General features: G+C 72.8%; 21 protein-coding genes. 16 read left to right on the forward strand and 5 right to left on the reverse strand.

Annotated elements, in window-relative coordinates; translation table 11 throughout:
- The first annotated feature begins 14 nt into the window (after positions 1-14).
- The 6 genes from rsmI to ACF09E_RS31150 all read left to right on the forward strand — a co-directional run bounded on the left by rsmI (position 15) and on the right by ACF09E_RS31150 (position 5,648).
- Positions 15-902: a 16S rRNA (cytidine(1402)-2'-O)-methyltransferase gene (rsmI, locus tag ACF09E_RS31125; protein ID WP_361846565.1), complete on the forward strand. Its 888-nt coding sequence runs from the start codon at positions 15-17 to the stop codon at positions 900-902.
- A gap of 139 nt (positions 903-1,041) precedes the next feature.
- Positions 1,042-1,461 (forward strand): hypothetical protein, encoded by a 420-nt coding sequence (locus ACF09E_RS31130; RefSeq protein ID WP_361846567.1) that lies wholly within the window; start codon positions 1,042-1,044, stop codon positions 1,459-1,461.
- 97 nt (positions 1,462-1,558) lie between these two features.
- A complete protein-coding gene (locus ACF09E_RS31135) occupies positions 1,559-2,431 on the forward strand; it encodes a TatD family hydrolase (protein ID WP_392208977.1) in 873 nt (290 codons plus the stop codon).
- A 71-nt stretch (positions 2,432-2,502) separates the two neighbouring features.
- Entirely contained in the window at positions 2,503-3,789 is a 1,287-nt protein-coding gene (locus tag ACF09E_RS31140; protein WP_392208979.1) for a ubiquitin-like domain-containing protein, read from the forward strand.
- Between the two features lie 72 nt (positions 3,790-3,861).
- On the forward strand, positions 3,862-4,734 hold the full coding sequence (gene rsmA, locus ACF09E_RS31145) for a 16S rRNA (adenine(1518)-N(6)/adenine(1519)-N(6))-dimethyltransferase RsmA (protein ID WP_388806185.1): 873 nt from the start codon (positions 3,862-3,864) through the stop codon (positions 4,732-4,734).
- The gene (locus ACF09E_RS31150) at positions 4,731-5,648 is read left to right on the forward strand and encodes a 4-(cytidine 5'-diphospho)-2-C-methyl-D-erythritol kinase (protein WP_392208982.1); all 918 of its coding nucleotides are present in this window, start codon (positions 4,731-4,733) and stop codon (positions 5,646-5,648) included. The genes rsmA and ACF09E_RS31150 overlap by 4 nt, the downstream gene beginning before the upstream one ends.
- Positions 5,649-5,717: 69 nt before the next feature.
- Here ACF09E_RS31150 and ACF09E_RS31155 read toward each other — a convergent pair whose 3' ends face one another.
- Entirely contained in the window at positions 5,718-6,344 is a 627-nt protein-coding gene (locus ACF09E_RS31155; RefSeq protein ID WP_392208984.1) for a Uma2 family endonuclease, read from the reverse strand.
- A 125-nt stretch (positions 6,345-6,469) separates the two neighbouring features.
- Between ACF09E_RS31155 and ACF09E_RS31160 the strand changes: the two genes are divergently transcribed.
- From ACF09E_RS31160 to ACF09E_RS31195, 8 genes are all read left to right on the forward strand, one after another.
- The gene (locus ACF09E_RS31160; protein ID WP_392208986.1) at positions 6,470-8,275 is read left to right on the forward strand and encodes an ABC-F family ATP-binding cassette domain-containing protein; all 1,806 of its coding nucleotides are present in this window, start codon (positions 6,470-6,472) and stop codon (positions 8,273-8,275) included.
- 112 nt (positions 8,276-8,387) lie between these two features.
- A complete protein-coding gene (locus tag ACF09E_RS31165) occupies positions 8,388-10,238 on the forward strand; it encodes a PQQ-binding-like beta-propeller repeat protein (RefSeq protein WP_392208988.1) in 1,851 nt (616 codons plus the stop codon).
- A 13-nt stretch (positions 10,239-10,251) separates the two neighbouring features.
- Positions 10,252-12,111, forward strand: coding sequence for a PQQ-binding-like beta-propeller repeat protein (locus tag ACF09E_RS31170; protein WP_392208990.1), 1,860 nt, complete (start codon positions 10,252-10,254; stop codon positions 12,109-12,111).
- A gap of 159 nt (positions 12,112-12,270) precedes the next feature.
- Positions 12,271-12,957 carry a response regulator transcription factor gene (locus ACF09E_RS31175; protein WP_361846601.1) on the forward strand — a complete coding sequence of 229 codons (687 nt, stop codon included), beginning with the start codon at positions 12,271-12,273 and terminating at the stop codon, positions 12,955-12,957.
- A 160-nt stretch (positions 12,958-13,117) separates the two neighbouring features.
- Complete coding sequence (gene galT, locus ACF09E_RS31180; RefSeq protein WP_392208991.1) at positions 13,118-14,161, forward strand: galactose-1-phosphate uridylyltransferase; 1,044 nt, start codon at positions 13,118-13,120, stop codon at positions 14,159-14,161.
- Positions 14,158-15,144: a UDP-glucose 4-epimerase GalE gene (gene galE / locus ACF09E_RS31185; protein ID WP_392208993.1), complete on the forward strand. Its 987-nt coding sequence runs from the start codon at positions 14,158-14,160 to the stop codon at positions 15,142-15,144. The genes galT and galE overlap by 4 nt, the downstream gene beginning before the upstream one ends.
- Positions 15,141-16,280 (forward strand): galactokinase, encoded by a 1,140-nt coding sequence (gene galK / locus ACF09E_RS31190; RefSeq protein WP_392208995.1) that lies wholly within the window; start codon positions 15,141-15,143, stop codon positions 16,278-16,280. The genes galE and galK overlap by 4 nt, the downstream gene beginning before the upstream one ends.
- A gap of 301 nt (positions 16,281-16,581) precedes the next feature.
- Positions 16,582-17,367, forward strand: coding sequence for a LuxR C-terminal-related transcriptional regulator (locus ACF09E_RS31195; RefSeq protein WP_392208997.1), 786 nt, complete (start codon positions 16,582-16,584; stop codon positions 17,365-17,367).
- Here the strand turns inward: ACF09E_RS31195 and ACF09E_RS31200 are convergent.
- Positions 17,326-17,823, reverse strand: a complete 498-nt coding sequence (locus tag ACF09E_RS31200) for a MarR family winged helix-turn-helix transcriptional regulator (RefSeq protein ID WP_392209000.1) — start codon at positions 17,821-17,823, stop codon at positions 17,326-17,328. The genes ACF09E_RS31195 and ACF09E_RS31200 overlap by 42 nt on opposite strands.
- 163 nt (positions 17,824-17,986) lie before the next feature.
- Here ACF09E_RS31200 and ACF09E_RS31205 point away from each other — a divergent pair, with 163 nt between their 5' ends.
- Positions 17,987-18,829, forward strand: coding sequence for a trans-aconitate 2-methyltransferase (locus ACF09E_RS31205; protein ID WP_392209001.1), 843 nt, complete (start codon positions 17,987-17,989; stop codon positions 18,827-18,829).
- A gap of 130 nt (positions 18,830-18,959) precedes the next feature.
- On the opposite strand, the gene ACF09E_RS31210 is transcribed toward ACF09E_RS31205, so the two are convergent.
- The 3 genes from ACF09E_RS31210 to ACF09E_RS31220 form a co-directional block, all read right to left on the reverse strand.
- A complete protein-coding gene (locus tag ACF09E_RS31210) occupies positions 18,960-20,690 on the reverse strand; it encodes an FG-GAP repeat domain-containing protein (RefSeq protein ID WP_392209003.1) in 1,731 nt (576 codons plus the stop codon).
- Between the two features lie 295 nt (positions 20,691-20,985).
- Positions 20,986-21,669, reverse strand: coding sequence for a TetR/AcrR family transcriptional regulator (locus ACF09E_RS31215; RefSeq protein WP_148005190.1), 684 nt, complete (start codon positions 21,667-21,669; stop codon positions 20,986-20,988).
- Entirely contained in the window at positions 21,669-22,640 is a 972-nt protein-coding gene (locus ACF09E_RS31220; protein ID WP_392209159.1) for an acyl-CoA desaturase, read from the reverse strand. Before ACF09E_RS31220 ends, ACF09E_RS31215 begins: the two co-directional genes overlap by 1 nt.
- 249 nt (positions 22,641-22,889) lie before the next feature.
- Between ACF09E_RS31220 and ppc the strand changes: the two genes are divergently transcribed.
- Positions 22,890-25,619 (forward strand): phosphoenolpyruvate carboxylase, encoded by a 2,730-nt coding sequence (ppc, locus tag ACF09E_RS31225; protein ID WP_392209005.1) that lies wholly within the window; start codon positions 22,890-22,892, stop codon positions 25,617-25,619.
- The last annotated feature ends 24 nt before the right edge of the window (positions 25,620-25,643 follow it).

The raw sequence follows: 25,643 nt of genomic DNA on the forward strand, positions 1-25,643 counted from the left end.
TCCGTGCTGGGAGGATGGGCCGTGTGACAGGAACGCTGGTACTCGCAGGGACCCCCATCGGTGACATCGCGGACGCTCCGCCCCGACTCGCCACCGAACTGGAGAACGCGGACATCGTGGCCGCCGAGGACACCCGGAGGCTGCGCGGACTCACCCGCGCCCTGGGCATCCACACCACGGGGCGCGTCGTCTCCTACTTCGAGGGCAACGAGTCCGCCCGCACGCCGGAGCTGGTCGAGGCCCTGGTCGGCGGCGCCCGTGTGCTGCTCGTCACCGACGCGGGCATGCCGTCCGTGTCGGACCCCGGCTACCGGCTCGTGGCCGCCGCCGTCGAGCAGGACGTCAAGGTGACGGCCGTCCCCGGCCCGTCCGCCGTCCTCACCGCGCTCGCCCTCTCCGGCCTGCCCGTGGACCGCTTCTGCTTCGAGGGCTTCCTGCCGAGGAAGGCGGGCGAGCGCCTCGGCAGGCTCCGCGAGGTCGCCGACGAGCGCCGCACCCTCGTCTACTTCGAGGCCCCGCACCGGCTCGACGACACCCTCGCCGCGATGGCCGAGGTCTTCGGCGCCGAGCGCCGCGCCGCGGTCTGCCGCGAGCTCACCAAGACGTACGAGGAGGTCAAGCGCGGCCCGCTGGCCGAGCTCGCCGCCTGGGCCGCCGAGGGCGTCCGCGGCGAGATCACCGTCGTCGTCGAGGGCGCGCCCGAGACGGGACCCGCCGAACTCGACGCCGAGGAACTGGTGCGCAGGGTGCGGGTGCGCGAGGAGGCGGGGGAGCGGCGCAAGGAGGCGATCGCCGCCGTCGCCGCCGACGCGGGACTTCCCAAGCGGGAGGTCTTCGATGCCGTCGTCGCGGCAAAGAACGCGGCTGGACCGGGCCCCGGAAAGGGTAAAGGACTAATCTGAAAGGCAAAGCCGAACCCGGCGCCGGGACTCTTCGCAGGGCGCTTGGCAAGGGAAGAGCCAAAAGCCTTCCATGGTTCCTCCCGAGCTGATGCGCTCCGGCCCGAAAAGGCGTCCACTGGATCAGTGGAGAGGAGCTGGCATGACCGAGATCACCGGCACCGGCATATCCGTCGCCCATGAGGCGTACGCCTTCGCGTGCATGCGCTGCGGATACGGCTGGGAGCAGGCGTACGACATCGAGCACCACGTCGACGCCGCCGGCCACGAATTCGTCGTCTACAAGGCCGACGGGGAGAAGGTCCCGTCCCCGCTGTCCAGTCCCACCTGCATGAACTGCGGCGGTCACGTCGTCCGCATCATGCGCGCGGGACAGGTGTCGTCGGTGCTCGACCTGATCGCCGCCACCGAGAAGCACCAGCGCGGGGCGCGGGCCACCAAGCCCGTGTCGATGGCCGGGCCGATCGGCCAGGAACTGACCGAGGACGGGCCCGAGGGGCCCCCGGTGCCGCACCACTGGCACCTGTCCGACCTCCTGCACCCCTTCAGGCGCCGCCAGTAGCCCCCCGAGCGGCCCTCCACGGGCCGGGCGCCCGGCCCGCCCCCGGCCCGGGAGGTTCCCGCGCACCGGCGCCCGCGCCCCTCGTACGATCGGGGGCATGAGTGCCAAGGACGCCCCGCCGCCGCTGCCCGAACCCCTCCTCGTGGAGGTCGCGGACTCGCACACCCACCTGGACCTCCAGTCCGGGACCGTCGAGGAGGCGCTGGTCAAGGCGGCCGCCGTGGGAGTGACCACGGTCGTGCAGGTCGGCTGCGACGTGAAGGGCTCCCAGTGGGCCGCGGAGACCGCCGCGGCCCACGAGCACGTCCACGCCGCCGTCGCCCTGCACCCCAACGAGGCCCCGAGGATCGTCCTCGGCGACCCCGGGGGGGACTCGTCCCGCCACGGCCCCCGCCAGGGCGGCGGCGACGCCGCCCTCGACGACGCGCTCAGCGAGATCGACCGCCTCGCCGCCCTCCCGTACGTCCGCGGCGTCGGCGAGACCGGCCTCGACTTCTTCCGCACCGGCCCCGAGGGCATCGCCGCGCAGGAACGCTCCTTCCGGGCCCACATCGAGATCGCCAAGCGCCACGGCAAGGCGCTGGTCATCCACGACCGGGAGGCCCACGCCGACGTGCTGCGCGTCCTCGACGAGGAGGGCGCCCCCGACCGGACCGTCTTCCACTGCTACTCCGGCGACGCCGCCATGGCCGAGATCTGCGCCGCCAAGGGCTACTACATGTCCTTCGCCGGCAACGTCACCTTCAAGAACGCCCAGAACCTGCGCGACGCGCTCGCCGTCGCCCCGCTGGACCTCGTCCTCGTCGAGACCGACGCCCCCTTCCTCACCCCCGCCCCCTACCGCGGCCGCCCCAACGCCCCCTACCTGATCCCCGTCACCCTGCGGGCGATGGCCCAGGTGCGCGGCATCGGCGAGAACGAGATGGCCGAGGCCGTCGCGGTCAACACGGCCCGCGCCTTCGATTACTGATCCATAACGGTTACGTGTCGTAGCCGGGTCGGCGCACCCCGTGACGGAGGGCCGGGTAGGGTCCCGGCCTCGTGAGCACTTCCCAGGGCAGTCACCGCGCCGGACGACGGGCCGCGCCGCTGTCCGTGCACGACCAGCCGACCCAGGCCGCGCCGCTGTCCGTGCACGACCAGCCGACCCAGGCCGCGCCGCTGGTCGTCCCCGGGCAGGCCTCCCGCGCCGGGTCCCGGCGGGCCGCCCGCCGCCGCAGGACCACCGGGCCCGCCGGGGAGGGCCTGCGCAAGCTGGTCCCGCAGGCCCTCGTCGTCGCCTTCCTCGCCGGCGGCACCAGCGCCTTCGTCGCCGACGACAAGGCCGTCCGGCTCTCCGTCGACGGCGTCCCGCGCACCCTCCACACCTTCGCCGACGACGTCGACGAACTCCTCGCCGACGAGGGCCTGACCGTCGGCGCCCACGACATCGTCGCCCCCGCCCCCGCCGAGGCCCTCGCCAGCGGCGACGAGATCGTCGTCCGGTACGGCCGCCCCGTCGCCCTCACCCTCGACGGGCAGCGCCGCCAGGTGTGGACGACCGCCCGGACCGTCGAGGGCGCGCTGCGCCAGCTCGGGGTCCGCGCCGAGGGCGCCTACCTCTCCGTCTCCCGCGGCGCCGCCATCTCCCGCAGCGGCCTCGCCCTCGACGTACGGACCGAGCGGACGGTGACCTTCCTCGCCGACGGCCGCGAGCGGACCGTCCGGACCAACGCCGCGACCGTCCGCGAGGCCCTCGCCGAGGCCGGGATCACCCTCTCCGCGCAGGACGCCACCTCCGTCGTCCCCGAGTCCTTCCCCCGCGACGGCCAGACGGTCACCGTCCTCCGGATCACCGGCTCGAAGCAGACGCGCGAGGAGGCCGTGCCGTACGCCGTCGAGCGCACCCGCGACCCCGGACTCTTCACCGGCACCGAGGTCGTCGACCGACAGGGCCGGGCCGGCGTCCGCCGCGTCACCTACAGCCTGCGGACGGTCAACGGCGTCCGGCAGAAGCCCCGCCGGATCGGCGAGGAGATCGTCCGCGCACCCGTCAGCCGGCAGGTCAGGGTCGGCACCCGGCCGATGCCCACCTCCGTCGCGGGCGCCGACGGCCTCGACTGGGCCGCGCTCGCCGCCTGCGAGTCCGGCGGCCGCCCCGACGCCGTCGACCCCTCCGGGACCTACGGCGGGCTCTACCAGTTCGACCCCGGCACCTGGCGCTCCCTCGGCGGCACCGGCACCGCGCAGAACGCGCCCGCCGCCGAGCAGACCTTCCGGGCGAAGAAGCTGTACGTGCAGCGGGGAGCCGGCCCGTGGCCGCACTGCGGCAGACGCCTGCACGGATGAGCCGGCCCCGCGGCGGGCGGCGCCGCGGGTGAACCGTAGGTCGGGCCCACCCGTGCCCCGTAGGCTGTACCGGTGAGCACCACCACCGGCCCCGAAAGCCCCGACGCCCTCCTCGGCCCCGCCGACATCCGTGAGCTGGCCGCCGCCCTCGGCGTACGCCCCACGAAGCAGAAGGGCCAGAACTTCGTCATCGACGCCAACACCGTCCGGCGGATCGTCCGCACGGCCGAGGTCCGGCCCGACGACGTGGTCGTGGAGGTGGGACCCGGACTCGGCTCCCTCACCCTGGCCCTCCTGGAGGCCGCGGACCGGGTGACGGCCGTCGAGATCGACGACGTGCTCGCCGCCGCGCTCCCCGCCACCATCCAGGCCCGGATGCCGGCGCGCGCCGACCGCTTCGCGCTCGTCCACTCCGACGCCATGCACGTCCAGGAACTGCCCGGCCCCCCGCCGACCGCGCTCGTGGCCAACCTGCCGTACAACGTCGCCGTGCCGGTCCTGCTCCACATGCTGGAGCGGTTCCCGACCATCGAGCGGACCCTCGTCATGGTCCAGGCCGAGGTCGCCGACCGGCTCGCCGCCAAGCCCGGCAACAAGGTCTACGGCGTCCCCTCGGTCAAGGCCAACTGGTACGCCGAGGTCAAGCGCGCCGGATCCATCGGCCGCAACGTCTTCTGGCCCGCGCCGAACGTCGACTCCGGACTCGTCTCCCTGGTCCGCCGCAGCGAGCCGCTCGCCACCAGCGCCACCCGCCAGGAGGTCTTCGCCGTCGTCGACGCCGCCTTCGCCCAGCGCCGCAAGACCCTGCGCGCGGCCCTCGCCACCTGGGCCGGCTCACCCGCCGCGGCGGAGGAGGCCCTGGTCAAGGCCGGGATCTCGCCGCAGGCCCGCGGAGAGGGACTCACCGTCGAGGAGTTCGCCCGGATCGCGGAGGCCAAGGCATGACCACCCCCGCAGGCGTCACCGTCCGCGTCCCCGCCAAGGTCAACGTCCAGCTCGCGGTGGGCGCCGCCCGCCCCGACGGCTTCCACGACCTGGCCAACGTCTTCCTCGCGGTCTCCCTCTACGACGAGGTCACCGCCACCCCCGCCGACACCCTCACGGTCACCTGCGAGGGCCCGGACGCGGACAAGGTCCCGCTCGACCGCACCAACCTGGCCGCGCGGGCCGCCGAACTGCTCGCCGCCCGGCACGGCATCGCCCCGGACGTGCACCTGCACATCGCCAAGGACATCCCCGTCGCCGGCGGCATGGCCGGCGGCAGCGCCGACGGCGCCGGCGCCCTGCTCGCCTGCGACGCGCTCTGGGGCCTCGACTCCTCCCGCGAGGAACTCCTGGAGATCTGCGCCGAACTCGGCAGCGACGTCCCGTTCAGCCTCGTCGGCGGGGCCGCGCTCGGCACCGGCCGCGGCGAGAAGCTGACGGAACTCCCGGTCGGCGGCGGCTTCCACTGGGTCTTCGCCGTCGCCGACGGCGGCCTGTCCACCCCGGTGGTCTTCGGCGAGTTCGACCGCCTCACCGCTGGCACCGACGTCCCCGAACCCGCCGCCTCCCCGGTCCTCCTGGACGCCCTGCGCGCCGGCGACACCACCGCCCTCGCCGCCGCCCTCGCCAACGACCTCCAGCCGGCCGCCCTCTCGCTGCGCCCCTCGCTCGCCGCGACGCTGGCGGCGGGCACCGCGGCGGGCGCACTGGCGGCCCTGGTCTCGGGCTCCGGCCCGACGACCGCGTTCCTGGTGAAGGACGCCGAGTCCGCGGAGGCGGTCGCCACCGCCCTGCTCGCCTCGAACACCTGCCGCACGACCCACACGGCCACCTCACCGGCCCCCGGCGCCCGGCTCGTCCAGGTCCCGTCCTAGGGCGTGTCCTGCCGATCAGGCCAGGCCCCGCGAACCCGATCTGATCGGCAGGACCCCCCTAGATCTCCTCTAGATCTCCTCGAACTCGCTGAGATCGATGTCGAGGGAGAAGGGCACCGCGAGCTTCAGCCGGTCTCGGTGGACACCGGTGCAGGTGTACGTCCTGGTGACGGGGTCGCGCTCGTAGACGCGCACGACCGGGTGGTTGTCCTCGCCTTCCATGTCGACGAGCCAGTAGTGCTCGATTCCCGCCGCCGCGTATTTGGCCGGCTTGGTGTCGTGATCCCTTGACGCGGAGTCGGGCGAGACGACCTCGACAGCCAGGACGACGTCGGCGACCGGGTAGGACGTCTGTGTCGGACTCCGCAGAGCCTCCTTGCGGACGACGAGGACATCGGGCTCGGGAGCGTTGCCGCGATTGATGACGACGGTCATCTCGCTGTCCACCCTGAGCTCCGGTGGGGCGCTGGTGCGCAGCCCCGTCCGAAGCAGAAAGATCATCGCGCTGTGGAAACGACGCTGCGGACTCACGAAGACCAGGCTCCCGTCGATCAACTCGGTGTGCGGCGGGAGGCCGGGCAGCGTGTGCAGGTCATCCACCGTCCAGCCCTCGCTCGGTGGCACCGGCCATGCGGGAGCCGCCGACTGCTCGGCAGTCGGCCTGGTCGTCGGCTCGGCGGTCATGGTTCCTCCCATGGGCGGGATTCTTCGGCCTGACGTCCACGGTAGCCCTCGCATCCCGATCACGTCATCACAAAGAGTGACCGGTCGCCCCACGGTCTACTCTGGACATCGATCGATCACCCCGTACAGGAGTCAACGTGGCCGTCAACCTGGTCAATGTCGAGAACGTCAGCAAGGTGTACGGCACCCGTGCCCTGCTCGACGGCGTCTCGCTCGGCGTCTCCGAGGGGGACCGGATCGGGGTCGTGGGCCGCAACGGCGACGGCAAGACCACCCTCATCCGGATGCTGGCCAAGCTGGAGGAGGCCGACACCGGCCGCGTCACCCACAGCGGCGGGCTGCGCCTCGGCGTGCTCACCCAGCACGACTCCCTCGACCCGGAGGCCACCATCCGGCACGAGGTCATCGGCGTCATGGCCGACCACGAGTGGGCCGGCAGCGCCAAGATCCGCGACGTGCTCACCGGCCTCTTCGGCGGGCTCGACCTGCCCGGCTTCGAGAACGGCCTGGACACCGTCATCGGCCCGCTCTCCGGCGGCGAGCGCCGCCGCATCGCGCTCGCCAAGCTCCTCATCGAGGACCAGGACCTGATCGTCCTCGACGAGCCCACCAACCACCTCGACGTCGAGGGCATCTCCTGGCTCGCCCAGCACCTCCAGGCGCGCCGCTCCGCCCTCGTCTGCGTCACCCACGACCGCTGGTTCCTGGACCAGGTCTGCACCCGCATGTGGGACGTCCAGCGCGGCGCCGTCCACGAGTACGAGGGCGGCTACTCCGACTACGTCTTCGCCCGCGCCGAGCGCGAGCGCATCGCCGCCACCGAGGAGACCAAGCGGCAGAACCTGATGCGCAAGGAGCTGGCCTGGCTGCGGCGCGGCGCCCCCGCCCGCACCTCCAAGCCCCGCTACCGCATCGAGGCGGCCAACGAGCTGATCGCCGACGTGCCGCCGCCCCGCGACACCTCCGAGCTGATGAAGTTCGCCAACGCGCGACTCGGCAAGACCGTGTTCGACCTGGAGGACGTGACCGTCACCGCCGGTCCCAAGACCCTCCTGGAGCACCTCACCTGGCAGCTGGGCCCCGGCGACCGCATCGGCCTCGTCGGCGTCAACGGCGCGGGCAAGACCTCCCTCCTGCGGGCGCTCGCCGACGCCGCCGTCAGCCAGGGCGAGATCCAGCCCGCCGCGGGCTCCGTCACCGTCGGCAAGACCGTCCGGCTCGCCTACCTCTCCCAGGACGTCACCGAGCTCCCCGGCACCCTCCGCGTCCTGGAGGCCGTCCAGCAGGTCCGCGACCGGGTCGACCTCGGCAAGGGCCGCGAGATGACCGTGGGCCAGCTCTGCGAGCAGTTCGGCTTCTCCAAGGAGAAGCAGTGGACGCCCGTCGGCGACCTCTCCGGCGGCGAGCGCCGCCGCCTCCAGCTGCTGCGCCTCCTCATGGACGAGCCGAACGTCCTCTTCCTCGACGAGCCCACCAACGACCTCGACATCGAGACCCTCACCCAGCTGGAGGACCTCCTCGACGGCTGGCCGGGCTCCATGGTCGTGATCTCCCACGACCGCTTCTTCATCGAGCGCACCACCGACCGGACCCTCGCGCTGCTCGGCGACCGCACCCTGCGGATGCTGCCCCGCGGCATCGACGAGTACCTGGAGCGGCGCCGGAAGATGATCGAGTCGGCCGCCCCGGCGCCCGCCGCCGCGCCCGCCCCGAGCAAGCCGGGCCTCTCCGCCGCCGACGCGCGCGCCGCCAAGAAGGAGCTGCAGAAGGTCGAGCGGCAGCTCGACAAGCTCTCCGAGAAGGAGGGCAGGCTGCACGGGCGGATCGCCGACAACGCGACCGATTTCGAGCTCGTGGCGAAGCTCGACGCCGAGCTCCGGGAACTCGCGGGGGAGCGGGACGAATTGGAGATGCGCTGGCTCGAGCTGGCCGAGGACGCATAACGAGGGCATCACAGGCCGGTCCTCCCTTGGGTACAAGGGGCGGACCGGTCGCTTTTGCGCCGGCGCGTGGGTGGTAGAAAGAAAACCCGCTCACGTCAAGGGGGAACCGCTGATGACCCAGCCGCCCAGCAACCAGCCGCCGGGGGGCTTCGGAGCTCCCCAGGATCCGAACCAGGGCCCGCCGCACCAGGGGACGCCGCCGGTGCCGCCCGTCCCGCCGCAGGCGCCGCAGACCCCGCCGCCGCCCGCCGGCCCGCCGCCGGCCGCGCCGGGGCCGTACGGTCAGCCGACGCAGCCCGGTTACGGATACCCGCAGCAGGGCCAGGCCGGTCAGCCGGGCCCGTACGGCCAGCCGCCCCAGCAGCCCTACGGCTACCCGCAGCAGGGCCAGGCCGGTCAGCCGGGCCCGTACGGCCAGCCGCAGCAGGCCGGCCCGTACGGTCAGCAGCAGAACCCCTACGGCGGCTACCCGACCCAGCCGGGGTACCCGGGCGCCCCCACCCCGCCGCCCTCCGGCGGCGGTCTCAAGGGCCGAACCGGCCTCGTCGCCGCCGTGGCCGCAGGCGCCGTCCTGGTGGCCGCCGTCGCCACCTGGGCCGTCGTCGGCGGCGGTGACGACAAGGACCCGGTCGCCGGACCGTCGACCAGCGCGAGCGCCTCCACGGGCGCGCCCTCGCCGAGCGAGTCCGTCGACAAGGGCGACGGCTCGGGCGACGGTTCCAACGGCGACGACGACCTGAACGCCGGCCGCCAGGCGGGCGAGGCCAAGGTCAACTGGCTGCTCCAGAACAACGTCGACCTGCCCCGCAACGGCGCCGACGTCCTCGGCCCGTGGATCGTCGGCGACACCGTCGTCAAGGCGATGTACAAGGGCATCTCGGGCTACAACCTGAGCGACGGCGCCGAGAAGTGGCACGTCGACGTCCCGTTCGAGCTGTGCGCCGCGCCCGCGGAGCCCTCGGCGAACGGCGTCATGGTCTTCGCCTACGCCGAGAGCGCCAAGGACGGCGCCAAGTGCACCTCGCTCCAGCAGGTCGACCTGAAGACGGGCAAGGCGGGCTGGAAGAAGGCCGTGCCGAAGCCCAAGGGCCTCTTCGCCTTCTCGGACAACACCCTGTCCATCAGCGGCAACACCGTCACCGTCTCCGGCACCAGCAGCTCCTACGGCTTCTCGCTGGCCGACGGCCGGCAGCTCTTCACCGGTGCCACGAGCGGCTGCAAGCCCTTCGCGTACGCCGGCGGAACCAAGCTGATCGCCGCCATGGACTGCCCCTCGGGCAGCACCACGAAGAAGCTCCAGGGCGTCAGCGAGGTCGACCCGAATACGGGCAGGCCCAAGTGGACGTTCAAGCTGGAGAGCGACTGGGAGGTGGACCGGGTCTACTCGGTCGACCCGCTGGTCGTCTCCGCCACCCAGCGCGAGCAGAAGAAGTGGACCATCTTCTCGCTCAACGCCAACGGTTCGCTCCGCTCGCAGATCCAGGGCGGCAAGGACAAGTTCGCCCCCTCGTGCGGTGGCGGCTTCGTCATCTTCGGCAAGAACCTCCAGGGCTGCACGGGGGTCGCGGCCGACGCGAACACCTTCTACATGGCCACCGAGACCCAGTACGGCAACCCGAACGAGGTCGTCGCCTTCGACCTGAAGAACGGCAAGGAGAAGTGGCGCTCCAAGGCGCCCGGTGAGCAGACCATGACGCCGCTCCGCATGGAGGGCGGCCAGGTCCTGGCGTACGTGGAACCGGCGTACGACAAGGGCGGCGCGGTCGCGACGATCGCCCCCACCGGCGGCGCGCCGAAGATCCTGCTCCAGCACCCCGCGTCGACGGCCGAGATCGAGGACAACTTCTACGACGGCGGCTACGCGTACGGCGCCGGCACCTTCGTCGTGGCGAGCGGGCGTGTCTCCGCCTCGAACGACAAGGAAGAAAAGCTGGTCAAGACGATGATGGCGTTCAGCAAGTGAGGTACACGGACCGATGACGCAGCCACCCCCGCCCCCGCCGAACCAACCCCCGGACCCGCAGGGCGGCTTCGGCGCCCCGACGCCCCCGCAGCAGCAGCCGGAGCCCGGTTACGGCTACCCGCAGCAGGCGCCGCAGCCGGACCCGGGGTACGGCTACCCGCAGCAGGCACCGGACCAGGGCTACGGCTACCCGCAGGGCCCCGGGGGACAGCCCCCGGCGACGCCGCCGCAGCAGCCGTACGGCTACCCGGCGCAGCCGCCCACGCAGCCCCAGCAGGGCTACGGCGGCTACCAGCAGCCGGTGCAGCCCCCGTACGGCTACCCGCCCCAGCCGCAGCAGGGCTACGGCGGTTACCAGCAGCCGCCCACGGCCGCGGTCCCGGCCGCGGCCCCGGGCGGCCGCGGGAAGCTGTCGGCCCAGGTCCAGATCATCATCGCGGCGGTCGTCGCCGTCGTCCTGATCGTCGGCGCCGGCATCTGGTACGCCAACTCCGGTGACGGCGGCAAGGGCGACGAGTCGAAGGGCACCGGCGGCACCGCACAGGGCACCGACGGCGGCTCCGGCGACACCAAGGGGATCGGCGGCGGCGGCAAGGAGAAGCCGCCGGCGGACACCCAGGCGAAGATGACGTTCAAGGTGGAGCAGCCGGCCGTGCCGGACGTCACCGACGTCTCGGGCTCGTGGATCACCGACAAGGCGTACGTGAAGACGGGCATCGACTCGATCGTGGCGTACGACCGCGACAAGGGCACGGTCCTGTGGAAGCTGCCCCTGACCGGTCAGGTCTGCGGCAGCTCGCGCCATGTGACGGCCGACAACAAGGTGCCGGTCCTCTTCGAGGCCGAGAAGCGGGTCGCGCCGCGCTACTACCAGCAGTGCACCGAGGTCGGCCTGGTCGACCTGAACGCGGGCAAGCTGCTGTGGTCCACCTCGGTCACCGGCGGCACCGCCGGGGACCAGAAGGTCCGCTTCAGCGAGATCACGCTCAGCGGGAAGACGGTCGCGGCCGGCGGCACCGACGGCGGCGCCGCCTTCGACCTGGCCAACGGCAACCCGCGGTGGAAGCCGCAGGCCAACGACCAGAACTGCTTCGACCAGGGGTACGGCGGCGGCGAGGGCCTCGTCGCGGTCCGCAAGTGCGGTCCGTACGACGCCCAGTACGTGATGATCCAGAACCTGGACCCGGTCTCGGGCGCCCCGGTCGCGCAGTACAAGATGCCGACCGGCGTCAAGTACGCGTCCGTGGTCTCCACGAAGCCGCTGGTCGTGGCGGCCGACGTCGGCGACAGCGCCGGCGACGGCAGCGGCATCTCGGACTTCTTCTCCATCGACGAGAAGACCGGGAAGCTGAAGGCGAAGATCACCGCGGACGCCGACCAGTACGCGGGCCGCTGCCGCTCGACCCGGGTCGAGGCCTGCACGCAGGTCGTCGTCGGCAACGGCCGGCTGTACGTGCCGACCGAGCAGCACGAGGGCTCCACCGGGGAGTTCGGCGACGAGACGAACGAGCTCATCGCCTTCGACCTGGCCACCGGCCGGACGGCGCCGGAGAAGGCGGACGCGGGGGACAAGTACACCCTGGTCCCGCTCCGCATGGACGGCGGCAACATCATCGCCTACAAGGAGCCGCCGTATGACAAGGGCGGCCGGATCGTCTCCATCGACGGCGCCACGATGAAGGAGACCCTGCTCCTGGAGAACCCGGCGGACAAGACCATCCACGACGTGGAGAACAGCTTCTCCCCGGACTACGCGGAGATCCTGTACCGCGACGGCCGGGTGTTCATGTCCGACATGATGCTCTCCAAGCCGCGGGCGTCGGCCTCGCCGGGTGACAAGGAGTACCTGGCGGTGTCGTTCAGCACCCACTGAGCGCGTCGGCATCGGACGGATGCCGTGAGGTTCGCGCGGCCCGGCGCGTCGGTTCACCCCGACGCGCCGGGCCGTTTGCGCGGGGTGCCGGTGGGTGAGGAATTCGGGGTCGAGCGGGTGGCCGGCGGACGGCGGCCCGGAGGATGGGGGATGACCGGGATGGGCGTACGGCTCGTGGTGGTGGACGACCACCGCCTGCTCGCGGAGGCGCTCGCCTCGGCGCTGAAGCTGCGCGGGCACCGGGTGCTCGCGGCGGCCGCGCCGGTGGCGGGGGCGGCCGAGCTGGTGGTGGGCCGGGCGCCGGAGGTCTGCCTCCTGGGCACGGCGGCCCCGGCCGAGCCGGGCGCCTTCGACGTGGTCGTACGGATCAAGCGCGAGCGGCCGCAGGTGGCCGTGGTGGTGCTGGGCCCGGTGCCCTCGCCGCGGGGGATCGCGGCGGCGTTCGCCGCGGGGGCCTCGGGGTACGTCCGGCACGACGAGCGCATCGAGGGCGTCGAGCGGGCCCTGGTGAAGGCGAGGGCGGGGGAGGCCGCGGTGGCGCCGCAGCTGCTGCAGTCGGCCTTCGCCGAGCTGCTGCACCCCTCGGCGCAGCCCGACGACGAGGGGCAGCGGCTGCTGCGGCTGCTGACGCAGCGGGAGGTGGAGGTCCTCGTCCGGGTCGCGGAGGGGGAGGACACCCGGCTGATCGCGGAGGGCATGGGGATCGCGCCGAGCACCGCCCGTACGCACGTGCAGCGGGTGCTGATGAAGCTGGGGGTGGGGTCGCGTCTGGAGGCGGCGGCCCTGGCGGCCCGTACGGGGCTGCTCGACCGCGCGGTGCCGGTGCAGCGGGGCCCGTCCCTCTGAGGTCCGGCCCTCGGGGTCCCGGCGCGGTGGCCGTCGGCCTTCCTGCTTTCAGGTGAAGCCCGGTCCCCCCGTTCGCGGGCGGGGCCGGGCTTCACCGTTGACGGTGATGTTGGAATGTGGTTCCTTGTGCGTGGTTATGTTGGAACCGCCGGAGGGTCCCGTGAAGAAGACCGCCACCACGCTCGCCGACGGGCGCGAGCTGATCTACTACGACACCCGCGACGACGCCGTCCGCACCGCCGTCGACACCCGGCCGCTCGACCCGGTCGCCTCGGCCACCGAGCTCCGCCGCGACGCGCTCCTCGGGGACCTGGTGGCCGTCGCCTCGCACCGGCAGGGCCGCACCTACCACCCGCCCGCCGGCGAGTGCCCCCTCTGCCCCTCCGGCGACGGACGGCAGAGCGAGATCCCGGCCCCCGACTACGAGGTCGTCGTCTTCGAGAACCGCTTCCCCACCCTCGCCGGCGCCTCGGGCCGCTGCGAGGTCGTCTGCTTCACCGCCGACCACGACGCCTCCTTCGCCGACCTCACCCCCGAGCGGGCCGCCCTCGTGCTCGACGCCTGGACCGACCGCACCACCGAACTCGCCGCCCGCCCCGGCGTCGAGCAGGTGTACTGCTTCGAGAACCGCGGCGCCGAGATCGGCGTCACCCTCGCCCACCCCCACGGGCAGATCTACGCCTACCCGGCCGCCACCCCCCGCACCGCCCTCATGCAGCGCCACGCGGCCGAGCACCGGGCCCGCACCGGCGGCAACCTCTTCGACGACGTGGTCGCCCGGGAACGCGCCGACGCCGAGCGGATCGTCCTGGAGACCGGGCACTGGACCGCCTTCGTGCCGTACGCCGCCCACTGGCCGTACGAGGTCCACCTCTACCCGAACCGGCGGGTCCCCGACCTGCGCGCGCTCGGCGCGGAGGCCCGCACAGAGTTCCCACAGATCTATCTGGAACTCTTGAGGCGCTTCGACCGGATCTTCGGACCGGAGGAGCCGCCGACGCCGTACATCTCCGCCTGGCACCAGGCGCCGTTCACCGGTGCGGACCGCGAGGAGTTCGCGCTGCACCTGGAACTCTTCACCGTCCGCCGGACGTCCGGCAGGCTCAAGTACCTCGCGGGCACGGAGTCCGGCATGAGCGCGTTCAGCAACGACGTGCCGCCGGAGGCGGCGGCCCGGCGACTCAGAGAGGTGGCAGGCACGTGACCGACGCAGGGAAGAAGTACCTGGTGACCGGCGGGGCGGGATACGTGGGCAGCGTCGTCGCCGCCCACCTCCTGGAGCGGGGCCACCGGGTCACCGTCCTCGACGACCTCTCCACCGGCTTCGCCGAAGCCGTCCCGGCCGGCGCCGAGTTCGTCGAGGGCCGCGTCCAGGACGCCGCGCGGTGGCTGGACGGCTCCTATGACGCCGTCCTGCACTTCGCCGCGTTCTCCCAGGTCGGGGAGTCCGTCACGATGCCCGAGAAGTACTGGGAGAACAACGTCGGCGGCACCATGGCCCTGCTCGCCGCCCTGCGCTCCGCGGGCGTCCGCAAGCTGGTCTTCTCCTCCACCGCCGCCACCTACGGCGAACCGGCGAGCGTGCCGATCACCGAGACCGCACCCACCGCCCCCACCAGCCCGTACGGGGCGAGCAAGCTCGCCGTCGACCACATGATCGGCGGCGAGTGCGCCGCCCACGGCCTCGCCGCCGTCTCGCTGCGCTACTTCAACGTCGCGGGCGCCCACGGCCCCCTCGGCGAGCGGCACGCACCCGAGTCCCACCTCGTCCCGCTCGTCCTCCAGGTCGCCCTCGGCGACCGCGAGGCGATCTCCGTGTACGGCGACGACTACCCGACCCCCGACGGCACCTGCGTCCGCGACTACATCCACGTGGCCGACCTCGCCGAGGCCCACCTCCTCGCGCTCGACGCGATGACCGCCGGCGGGCACCTCGTCTGCAACCTCGGCAACGGCAACGGCTTCTCCGTCCGCGAGGTCGTCGAGGCCGCGCGGAAGGTCACCGGGCACCCGATCCCGGAGGTCCTCGCCCCGCGCCGGGCCGGCGACCCCGCCGTCCTCGTCGCCTCCGCCGAGGCCGCCCGCGAGCGCCTGGGCTGGACGCCGTCCCGCCCGGACCTGGCGGACGTGATCGCCGACGCGTGGGCCTTCGCCCGCGCGCGGCACGGGCAGGAGGGCCGCGCATGAGCGTCGCCGAGGACTTCGAGGCGCTGTACGGCGCCGCCCCCGACGGTGTCTGGGCCGCCCCCGGCCGGGTCAACCTGATCGGGGAGTACACCGACTTCAACGACGGCTTCGTGCTGCCGCTCGCCCTCCCGCACACCGCCGTCGCCGCCGTCTCCCGCCGCGACGACGGGATCCTGCGCCTGCACTCCGCCGACGTCGACGGCGGCATCGTCCAGCTCGCCGTCGACTCCCTCGAACCGCTCTCCGGCGGCGGCTGGGCCGCCTACCCGGCCGGCGTGGTCTGGGCGCTCCGGGCGGCCGGTCACGCCGTCACCGGCGCGGACGTCCATCTCGCCTCGACCGTGCCGACCGGCGCCGGGCTCTCCTCCTCGGCGGCCCTGGAGGTCGTCACCGCGCTGGCCCTCGACGAGCTGTTCGGACTCGGACTGTCCCGGCCCGAACTCGCCCGGCTCGCCCAGCGCGCCGAGAACGACTTCGTCGGCGTCCCCTGCGGGGTGATGGACCAGATGGCCTCGGCCTGCGCGGAGGAGGGCCACGCCCTGTACCTGGACACCCGCGACCTCTCGTACCGCCAGGTCCCCTTCGACCTGGCCCGCGAGGGGCTGCGGCTGCTGGTCGTGGACACCCGGGTGAAGCACGCGCTCGGCGACGGCGCGTACGCCGAGCGGCGCGCGGGGTGCGAAGCGGGTGCGCGGGCGCTCGGCGCCCGCGCCCTGCGCGAGGTGGGCGCCGCGCATCTGCCCGAGGCCCTCGCCCGGCTGGACGACGTGACGGTCCGCCGGTACGTGCGGCACGTCGTCACCGACAACGCCCGGGTGGAGCGGACGATCGCGCTGCTCGACGCGGGGGACCCCCGGGCCGTCGGCGCCGTCCTCACCGAGGGCCACGCCTCCCTCCGGGACGATCTGCGGGTCTCCTGCGCGGAGCTCGACCTGGTCGTCGAGACGGCGAACGCCGCCGGGGCGCTGGGCGCCCGGATGACCGGCGGCGGCTTCGGCGGCTCCGCCGTCGTCCTGGTCGACGCCGACCGGGCGGACGCGGTCGCCGCCGCCGTGGGGAAGGCCTTCGCCGAGGCCGGCCTCGCCGCCCCCGGCGTCTTCCCGGCCGTCCCCTCGGCGGGCGCCCGGCGCCTCTGACCGTCCGGGGGCACCCCTCCCGTGGTGCTCCGGCGGCCCCGCACCGGGCCGCCGGCACCCCTCGTACTCCCGTACGACTCAGGACAGTTCCGTGAATCGGCCCCCGCCGTGACGCCCCGCCCCTACGCTGAGGGGCAGCGCCGGTGGGGGCCGGTGCTGTTCAGGGGGCGAGACCCGGTCGGGTACGGCGCCGGCAGCGGGGTAAGCAGTCATCGCACGGCGGCGGCCGAGCAGTGGCGGACCCCGCCTCCGGCGCCGTGCCCGCGTCGGCTTTCCCGTTCCTCGACACTTGGGGGTGTCCGTGGCACGCATCCGTGTCCTCGTGGTGGACGACCACCGCGTCTTCGCCGAATCGCTGGCCGCCGCACTCGCGGCCGAGCCCGATGTCGACGTCGCCGCCGCGGGAAGCGGCCCGGCCGCCCTGCGCTGTCTGGAGCGCGCCGCCGCGGAGGGCCGCCGGTTCGACGTGCTGCTCGTCGACGCGGAGCTGGGCGCCGGTCCCGCGGGGGCCGTGGCCCGTGCCGTGCCGGACGACGCCGAGGGCGCCGTCGACGGGATCTCCCTGGTCGCGGCGGTGCGCAGCCTCCAGCCCGGGGTCCGCACGGTGGTCCTGGCGGAGAGGGACGACCCGCAGCGGGCGGCCCTCGCGCTCCAGGCCGGGGCCTCCGGCTGGGTCGCGAAGGACTGCTCGCTCCAGCGGCTCCTCGCGGTGGTCCGCGGGGTGCTGCGGGACGAGACGCACCTGCCGCCGGCCCTGCTCACCGGTGTCCTGCGGGAGCTCACGGCGGCCCGCAAGCACCGCACGGACAGCGAGCGGCTGGTGGAGTCGCTGACCCCGCGCGAGCGGGAGGTGCTGCGCTGCATGGTGGCCGGCCTGGGGCGCAAGGCCGTCGCCGAGCGCCTCTTCCTGTCCCCGCACACCGTCCGTACGCACATGCAGAACGTGCTGGGGAAGCTGGGCGTGCACTCGACCCTGGCGGCGGTCGCGCTGGCCCGCCGGGCGGGCGTGGGGCCGGCCCAGCTGGGCGTGGTGCCGCCGCCCGGGCTATCCGGGGATGTTGTCGAACGGGGCGGTCAGCCGGCGTAGCAGTGCGGCCAGTTCGCCGCGCTGGGTCCCGGACAGCTGGGCCAGGATGGCGCGCTCCTGGGCGAGCAGGCCGGCGAGGGCCTCGTCGGCGCGGTCGCGGCCCTCGGGGGTGAGCCGGACCAGCACGCCGCGGCGGTCGCTGGGGTCGGGGAGCCGCTCGACCAGGCCCTTCTTGGTGAGCCGGTCGATGCGGTTGGTCATGGTCCCGGAGGTCACCAGGGTCTGGGTCAGGAGCTGGCCGGGGGAGAGCTGGTACGGGGCTCCGGCGCGGCGCAGCGAGGTGAGGACGTCGAACTCCCAGGGCTCCAGCTGGTGCTCGGAGAAGGCGAGCCGACGTGCGCGGTCGAGGTGCCGGGCGAGCCGCGAGACGCGGCTGAGCACCTCGAGCGGTTCCACGTCGAGGTCGGGGCGCTCTCGGCGCCATGCTGCGACCAGTCGGTCGACCTCGTCCTCCATGACGATCAGTGTAGAGGGTCTGTTGACATAAAGTCTCTTGGGGTGGAGTTTCTCGATGTCGAGTATCTTGGAGTCGAGATATATTTCCCCGGGCTACGGGGAAGGGACCCGCCCGGAACTCCGTTCCGCTTCGGCAACTCGTGCCAGCAAGGGGGCTTCGAACATGCATTCCGTGGAATCCGCCGCACCATCCGCGCCGACCTGGGATCCACAGCAGTACCTCCGCCACTCGGGCCACCGCACACGGCCCTTCCTCGACCTCCTCACCCGAATACCGCACCTGCCCGCCCAGGACCGGTCCGCCCGAATCGCCGACATCGGGTGCGGCCCCGGAAACGTCACGGCCCTCCTGGCCGACCGCTGGGCGGACGCCCACATCACCGGTTTCGACCTCTCGCCCGACATGCTGGAACAAGCCGGGAAGGACTGGTCCGGCACCACCCGCGGCGGCGGCTGGATCGACTTCCGGTCCGCCGACGCCGCCCACTGGACCCCCTCCGAGCCCTACGACCTCATCGTCTCCAACGCCGCCCTCCAGTGGGTGCCCAACCACCCCGAGTCCTTCGCCGGCTGGATCGAGGCACTCCGGCCCGGCGGGACCTTCGCCTTCCAGGTCCCCGGCAACTTCACCTCCCCCAGCCACGCTCTGCTCGGCGAGCTCTGCGACACCCCCGAGTGGCGCGACCGGCTCGGCGACCAGGGGCGGCGCTTCGTCCACATCCTCGACGCCCCCGACTACCTCGACCGCCTCACCGGCCTCGGCTGCGAGACGGACGTCTGGGAGACGACCTACTGCCAGCTGCTCCAGGGCGAGGACCCCGTCCTGGACTGGGTCAAGGGCACCGCGCTGCGGCCCGTCCTCACCACCCTGGGCGACGACCGCGAGGCCGTCGACGCCTTCCTCGGCCAGTACCGGGACCTCCTCCGCGAGGCCTACCCGCGAGGTCCGCACGGCACGGTGTTCCCGTTCCGGCGGATCTTCGCCGTCGCCCGCAAGCCCCTCTGAGACCCCGGCCGCCGCGTGAGCCCCTCGGCGCGGACCGCCCCGGCACATGCGGACGCCCCGCACCGGAAGTCCGGTGCGGGGCGTCCGCACGAGGGCGCGGGCCCGCCGGGCCCGCGCCCGCCCGAGGTTCCTACGACATGGCGTTGTAGATCTGGAAGCCGGGGCCGATCTTGTACCGGTCGCCGAACTTGCCGGACCCGGTGTTCTGGTAGCCCCAGAGGTCGCCGCCCGAGGTCACACCGAGCAGGTCGCCCTTCCCGTCGCCGTTCAGGTCGCCGGGGGCGATGACCTTGCTGTACGTGTTCCAGCCGCGGCCGACCTCCTTCCGCGCACCGAACGGCGCGGTCGCGTTGCCCGTGCCCGGGTACACGTACAGGACGCCGTCCGTGGCGCGGGCCACGATGTCCGCGCGTCCGTCGCCGGTGTAGTCGCCCGCGCCGACGATCTTGTTGAACGAGCCCCAGCCGCCGCCGACCTTGATGCGCGAGGCGAAGCCCGTGCTCTGGCCGTTGCCCTTGTACAGGTACAGGTTGCCGGAGCGGTCGCGGGCCAGCAGGTCGCCCTTGCCGTCGCCGCTCAGGTCGCCCGGGCCGACGAGCGCGTTGTAGACGCCCCAGCCCGAACCGATGTAGACGCCGTCGACGTAGAGGCCGTTGTCGAAGAGCTGCGCGATGTCGGACGAGTTGTCCGGGTCCAGCGAGGCCAGGTGCGTGTAGTCCGCACCCCGCCAGCCACCCGTGTCGCCGAGCTGGTCGCGCGAGGTCAGCACGCCGTTGGTCCGGCTGCCGTACCAGAACATCGTGCCGGCCGAGTCCCGCGCCAGCACGCCCTCCTTGGTCGCGGCCACCGGGCTGTTGCTGGCGCCGCCGAACTGCGGGACGCCCTCCCAGCCGCCCACCGAGCTGCCCTGCACCCGGCCCGCCAGGGTGCCGTTGCCCCTGCCGGTGTAGTACCAGAAGGTGCCCTTGGTGTCGCGGGCGAGCAGCTCGCCGTTCCCGTCGCCGTTGTCGTCGCCCACCGGAACGATCGTGTTGTAGATGTTCCAGCCGCCGCCGACGGACTTGCGGGCGCCGAACGGCGTGGTCTTGTCACCCGTGCCCGGGTAGAACCACAGCGTGCCGGCGGTGTCGCGGGCGTACAGGTCGGCCCAGCCGTCGCCGTTGTTGTCGCCCATGCCGATCAGCTGGTCGTAGGTGTTCCAGCCGGAGCCGACCCGCACCCGGGCCGACAGCGGCGCGCTGCGCTTGCCCGTCCCGTAGTACAGGTACAGGGTGCCGGTGGTGTCGCGGGCCAGCACGTCCGCCAGGTTGTCGTCGTTCACGTCGCCCGGCGAGAAGAGCTTGTTGTAGATCTGCCAGCCCTTGCCCTGCCACGCGTACGACGCCGAGGTGGGCGTGGCGTCGGCGTACATGGTCAGCGCGCCCTGCTCCGAGAGCACCAGGACCTCGGGGCCGCCGCCGACCGCGTCCTGGTTGCCGATCGGGACGATGTCCTTGGGCAGCGGCAGGGTGCCCTCGTTGAAGGCACCGCCCCCGCCCTGCGCGGTCGCGGTGAAGACGGTGCCGTTCCAGCCGCGGTAGATCAGGTCGCTGACGCCGTCGCCGTCGAAGTCCGACAGCGGGTCCGGGACCCGGGACCCCGTCGCGGCGGCCGCACCGGCGCCGGCCGCACCGGCGGCGCCGGCCCGGGCCGCGCCCGGCACCGGCCGGGTCAGCGGCGGCGTGGCGACGTCGGACGCCGGCTTCTCGACGGCCGGGTGGGGCGGCGCCGGCCGGTCGGCCGACGCGGGGGTCGCGAGCAGCATGCCCGCGGAGAGGACGAGAGCGGTGCACGCCGTGAGGCGGGCACGCGTGAGGTGCACAGAACGCAAGAGATCCCCCCCAGGGATCAGAATGTCGTCGGACCGGAAACGGGCGTCCGCGACACCCCCGCACGGCAGAAAGCGCGTACGAAGGGCGAACGCCTCCGGGTGTTCGGGAGCATACCGCCCGGGGGTGACAGAGGTCGCCGGGAAAAAGCGCGGCCCCGCGCGCCGGGCCCCCGACGACCCGGAGCCCCCCGCGATCCGGGGCCCCGACGACCCGGAGCCCCCCCCCGCGATCCGGGCCCCGACGACCCGGAGCCCCCACGACCCGGGGCCCCACCCGGCCGCGCCGTCAGCTCTTCCGGTGCCCTATCAACCGCGGCTTCGGCTCCAGACCGTCCAGACCGTGCCACGCCAGATTCACCAGATGCGCCGCGACCTCGGCCTTCTTGGGCTTGCGGACGTCCAGCCACCACTGGCCCGTCAGCGCCACACTCCCCACCAGCGCCTGCGCGTACAGCGGCGCCAGCTTGGGATCGAACCCCCGGGCCTTGAACTCCAGACCCAGGATGTCCTCCACCTGCGTCGCGATGTCACTGATCAGCGACGCGAACGTGCCCGTCGACTGCGCCACCGGCGAGTCCCGCACGAGGATCCGGAAACCGTCCGTGTAGTTCTCGATGTAGTCGAGCAGCGCGAACGCCGCCTGCTCCAGGAGCTCCCGCGGATGCCCCGCCGTCAGCGCACCCGTCACCCCGTCGAGGAGCTGGCGCATCTCCCGGTCCACCACGACCGCGTACAGCCCCTCCTTGCCCCCGAAGTGCTCGTACACCACCGGCTTGGACACCCCGGCCTTCGCCGCGATCTCCTCCACCGACGTGCCCTCGAAGCCCTTCGCGGCGAACAGGGTCCGGCCGATGTCCAGCAGCTGCTCCCGGCGCTCCGCGCCCGTCATCCGCACCCGGCGGCCCCGCCGGGGCTTCTGCTCGCCGCTGCCGGTGCCACTGGTCCTGCCGTCGATCGCCACGTCCTCCATCATGCCGCGTCGACGGACACGCTCTGGCGGCGGGCTTCGATGCGCTCCTTCGCCGGCCAGCGCACGTCGTGCGCCCAGCCCGCCAGCTCGAACCAGCGGATCAGCCGCGCACTGGAGTCGACCTGCCCGCGCAGCACCCCGTGCCGCGCCGACGTCGGGTCCGCGTGGTGCAGGTTGTGCCACGACTCGCCGCAGGACAGCACCGCCAGCCACCACACGTTCCCCGAACGGTCCCGCGACTTGAACGGCCGCTTCCCCACCGCGTGACAGATCGAGTTGATCGACCACGTCACGTGGTGCAGCAGCGCGACCCGCACCAGCGAACCCCAGAAGAACGCGGTGAACGCACCCCACCAGGACATCGTCACCAGACCGCCCACCAGCGGCGGGATCGCCAGCGACAGCATCGTCCAGAAGATGAAGTCGCGCGAGATCCGCCGGATCGCCGGGTCCTTGATCAGATCCGGGGCGTACTTCGCCTGCGGCGTCCGCTCCTCGTCGAACATCCAGCCGATGTGCGCCCACCACAGCCCCTTCATCAGGGCCGGCACCGTCTCACCGAAACGCCACGGCGAGTGCGGGTCGCCCTCCGCGTCCGAGAACTTGTGGTGCTTGCGGTGATCCGCCACCCACCGCACCAGCGGACCCTCCACCGCCAGCGAACCCATGATCGCCAACGCGATCCGCAGCGGCCGCTTCGCCTTGAACGAACCGTGCGTGAAGTAGCGGTGGAAACCGATCGTGATGCCGTGGCACCCGATGAAGTACATCGCCACCAGCAGACCCAGGTCGAGCCACGACACGCCGCCCCAGCTCCAGGCCAGCGGAACCGCCGCGACCACGGCCACGAAGGGCACCGTGATGAACAGCATCAGCGTGATCTGCTCGACCGACCGCTTCTTGTCCCCGCCCAGCGTGCCGGACGGCAGGTGTTCCTGATCGGATGCGAGCAACTCAGGGCTCAAGGTCATGGGTGTCCCCCGGGGGATGAGGATGAGGATGAGAACAGCGCGGAACGGCACGAAACGAACGCGAGGCTACGCTCCCGTAACCTACGGCGTCGTAAGTATGGCAGCGCGAGGACGCGCGGCAAGGGGGCACAAGGGGACCCTGACCGCCGTCCAGCAGATGGACACCTATCCTGGGTGCGTCGGACAGCGCGGTCCGCAAGCCTCCAGAACCCCTCCAGACGTGCTCAAACACTGCAAGGAGCCGCACCTGTGAGCAGTGCCGACCAGACCCCCACCGCCAGCGCCGAGCTGCGCGCCGACATCCGCCGACTGGGCGACCTCCTCGGCGAGACCCTCGTCCGCCAGGAGGGCCACGAGATCCTCGACCTCGTCGAGCAGGTCCGCAGCCTCACCCGCGAGGACGGCGAGGCCGCCGCCGAGCTGCTCCGCGGCGTCGAACTGGAGACGGCCGCCAAGCTGGTACGCGCCTTCTCCACCTACTTCCACCTGGCCAACGTCACCGAGCAGGTGCACCGCGGCCGCGAGATGCGCGAGAAGCGCGCCGCCGAGGGCGGCCTCCTCGCCCGCACCGTCGACATGCTCAAGGACGGCGACCCCGAGCACGTCCGCGAGACGGTCAAGAACCTCAACGTCCGGCCCGTCTTCACCGCGCACCCCACCGAGGCCGCGCGCCGGTCCGTCCTCAACAAGCTCCGCCGCATCGCCGCCCTCCTGGAGACCCCGGTCATCGAGGCCGACCGGCGCCGGCTCGACCTGCGGCTCGCCGAGAACATCGACCTCATCTGGCAGACCGACGAACTCCGGGTCGTCCGGCCCGAGCCCGCCGACGAGGCCCGCAACGCCATCTACTACCTCGACGAGCTCCACGCCGGCGCCGTCGGCGACGTCCTGGAGGACCTCGCCGCCGAACTCCAGCGCGTCGGCGTCGAACTCCCCGCCGGCACCCGCCCCCTCACCTTCGGCACCTGGATCGGCGGCGACCGCGACGGCAACCCCAACGTCACCCCCCAGGTGACCAGGGACATCCTCATCCTCCAGCACGAGCACGGCATCACCGACGCCCTCGAACTCGTCGACTACCTCCGCGGACTCCTCTCCAACTCGATCCGCTACGCCGGAGCCACCCAGGAACTCCTGGACTCCCTCCAGCAGGACCTGGACCTCCTCCCGGAGATCAGCCCCCGCTACAAGCGCCTCAACGCCGAGGAGCCGTACCGCCTCAAGGCCACCTGCATCCGGCAGAAGCTGGTCAACACCCGCGAGCGCCTCGCCTCCGGCACCCCCCACCAGGACGGCCGCGACTACCTCGGCACCGCCGAACTCGTCCACGACCTCACCCTGATCCAGACCTCGCTCCGCGAGCACCGCGGCGCGCTCTTCGCCGACGGCCGGATGGACCGCACCATCCGCACCCTCTCCGCCTTCGGCCTCCAGCTCGCCACCATGGACGTCCGCGAACACGCCGACGCCCACCACCACGCCCTCGGCCAGCTCTTCGACCGCCTCGGCGAGGAGTCCTGGCGGTACGCCGACATGCCGCGCGACTACCGGCAGAAGCTCCTCGCCAAGGAACTCCGCTCGCGCCGCCCGCTCGCCCCCACCCCCGCCCCGCTCGACGCGGCCGGCGAGAAGACCCTCGGCGTCTTCCACACCGTCAAGGAAGCCTTCGAGCGCTTCGGCCCCGAGGTCATCGAGTCCTACATCATCTCGATGTGCCAGGGCGCCGACGACGTCTTCGCCGCCGCCGTCCTCGCCCGCGAAGCAGGCCTCATCGACCTCCACGCCGGCTGGGCCAAGATCGGCATCGTGCCCCTCCTGGAGACCACCGACGAGCTCAAGGCCGCCGACGTCATCCTCGACGGCATGCTCGCCGACCCCTCCTACCGCCGCCTCGTCTCGCTCCGCGGCGACGTCCAGGAGGTCATGCTCGGCTACTCGGACTCCTCCAAGTTCGGCGGCATCACCACGAGCCAGTGGGAGATCCACCGCGCCCAGCGCCGCCTCCGCGACGTGGCCCACCGCTACGGCGTACGCCTCCGCCTCTTCCACGGCCGCGGCGGCACCGTCGGCCGCGGCGGCGGCCCCTCCCACGACGCCATCCTCGCCCAGCCCTGGGGCACCCTGGAGGGCGAGATCAAGGTCACCGAGCAGGGCGAGGTCATCTCCGACAAGTACCTCATCCCCTCCCTCGCCCGCGAGAACCTCGAACTGACCGTCGCCGCCACCCTGCAGGCCTCCGCCCTGCACACCGCGCCGCGCCAGTCCGACGAGGCCCTCGCCCGCTGGGACGCGGCCATGGACACCGTCTCGGAGGCCGCCCACACCGCCTACCGCAAGCTCGTCGAGGACCCCGGCCTGCCGGCGTACTTCCTCGCCTCCACCCCCGTCGACCAGCTCGCCGACCTGCACCTGGGCTCACGGCCCTCGCGCCGCCCCGGCTCCGGCGTCTCCCTCGACGGACTCCGCGCCATCCCGTGGGTGTTCGGCTGGACCCAGTCCCGCCAGATCGTCCCCGGCTGGTTCGGCGTCGGCTCCGGCCTCAAGGCCCTCCGCGAAGCGGGCCTCGACCCGGTCCTCGGCGAGATGTACGAGCGCTGGCACTTCTTCCGCAACTTCCTCTCCAACGTCGAGATGACGCTGGCGAAGACCGACCTGCGGATCGCCCGGCACTACGTCGACACCCTCGTCCCCGACGAGCTCAAGCACGTCTTCGAGACCATCGAGGCCGAGCACGCGCTGACCGTCGCCGAGGTCCTCAAGATCACCGGCGGCGAGAAGCTCCTGGACTCCAACCCGGTCCTCCAGCAGACCTTCTCCATCCGCGACGCCTACCTGGACCCGATCTCCTACCTCCAGGTCGCCCTCCTGGCCCGCCAGCGCGGCGCCGCGGAGCGCGGCGAAGAGCCGGACCCGCTGCTCGCCCGCGCCCTGCTCCTCACCGTGAACGGCGTCGCCGCCGGCCTGCGCAACACCGGCTGACCCCGTCCCCGCACAGCCAGGTGC

This window comes from Streptomyces sp. NPDC014891 (assembly GCF_043081085.1).
In the GTDB taxonomy this organism is placed as follows: Bacteria; Actinomycetota; Actinomycetes; order Streptomycetales; family Streptomycetaceae; genus Streptomyces.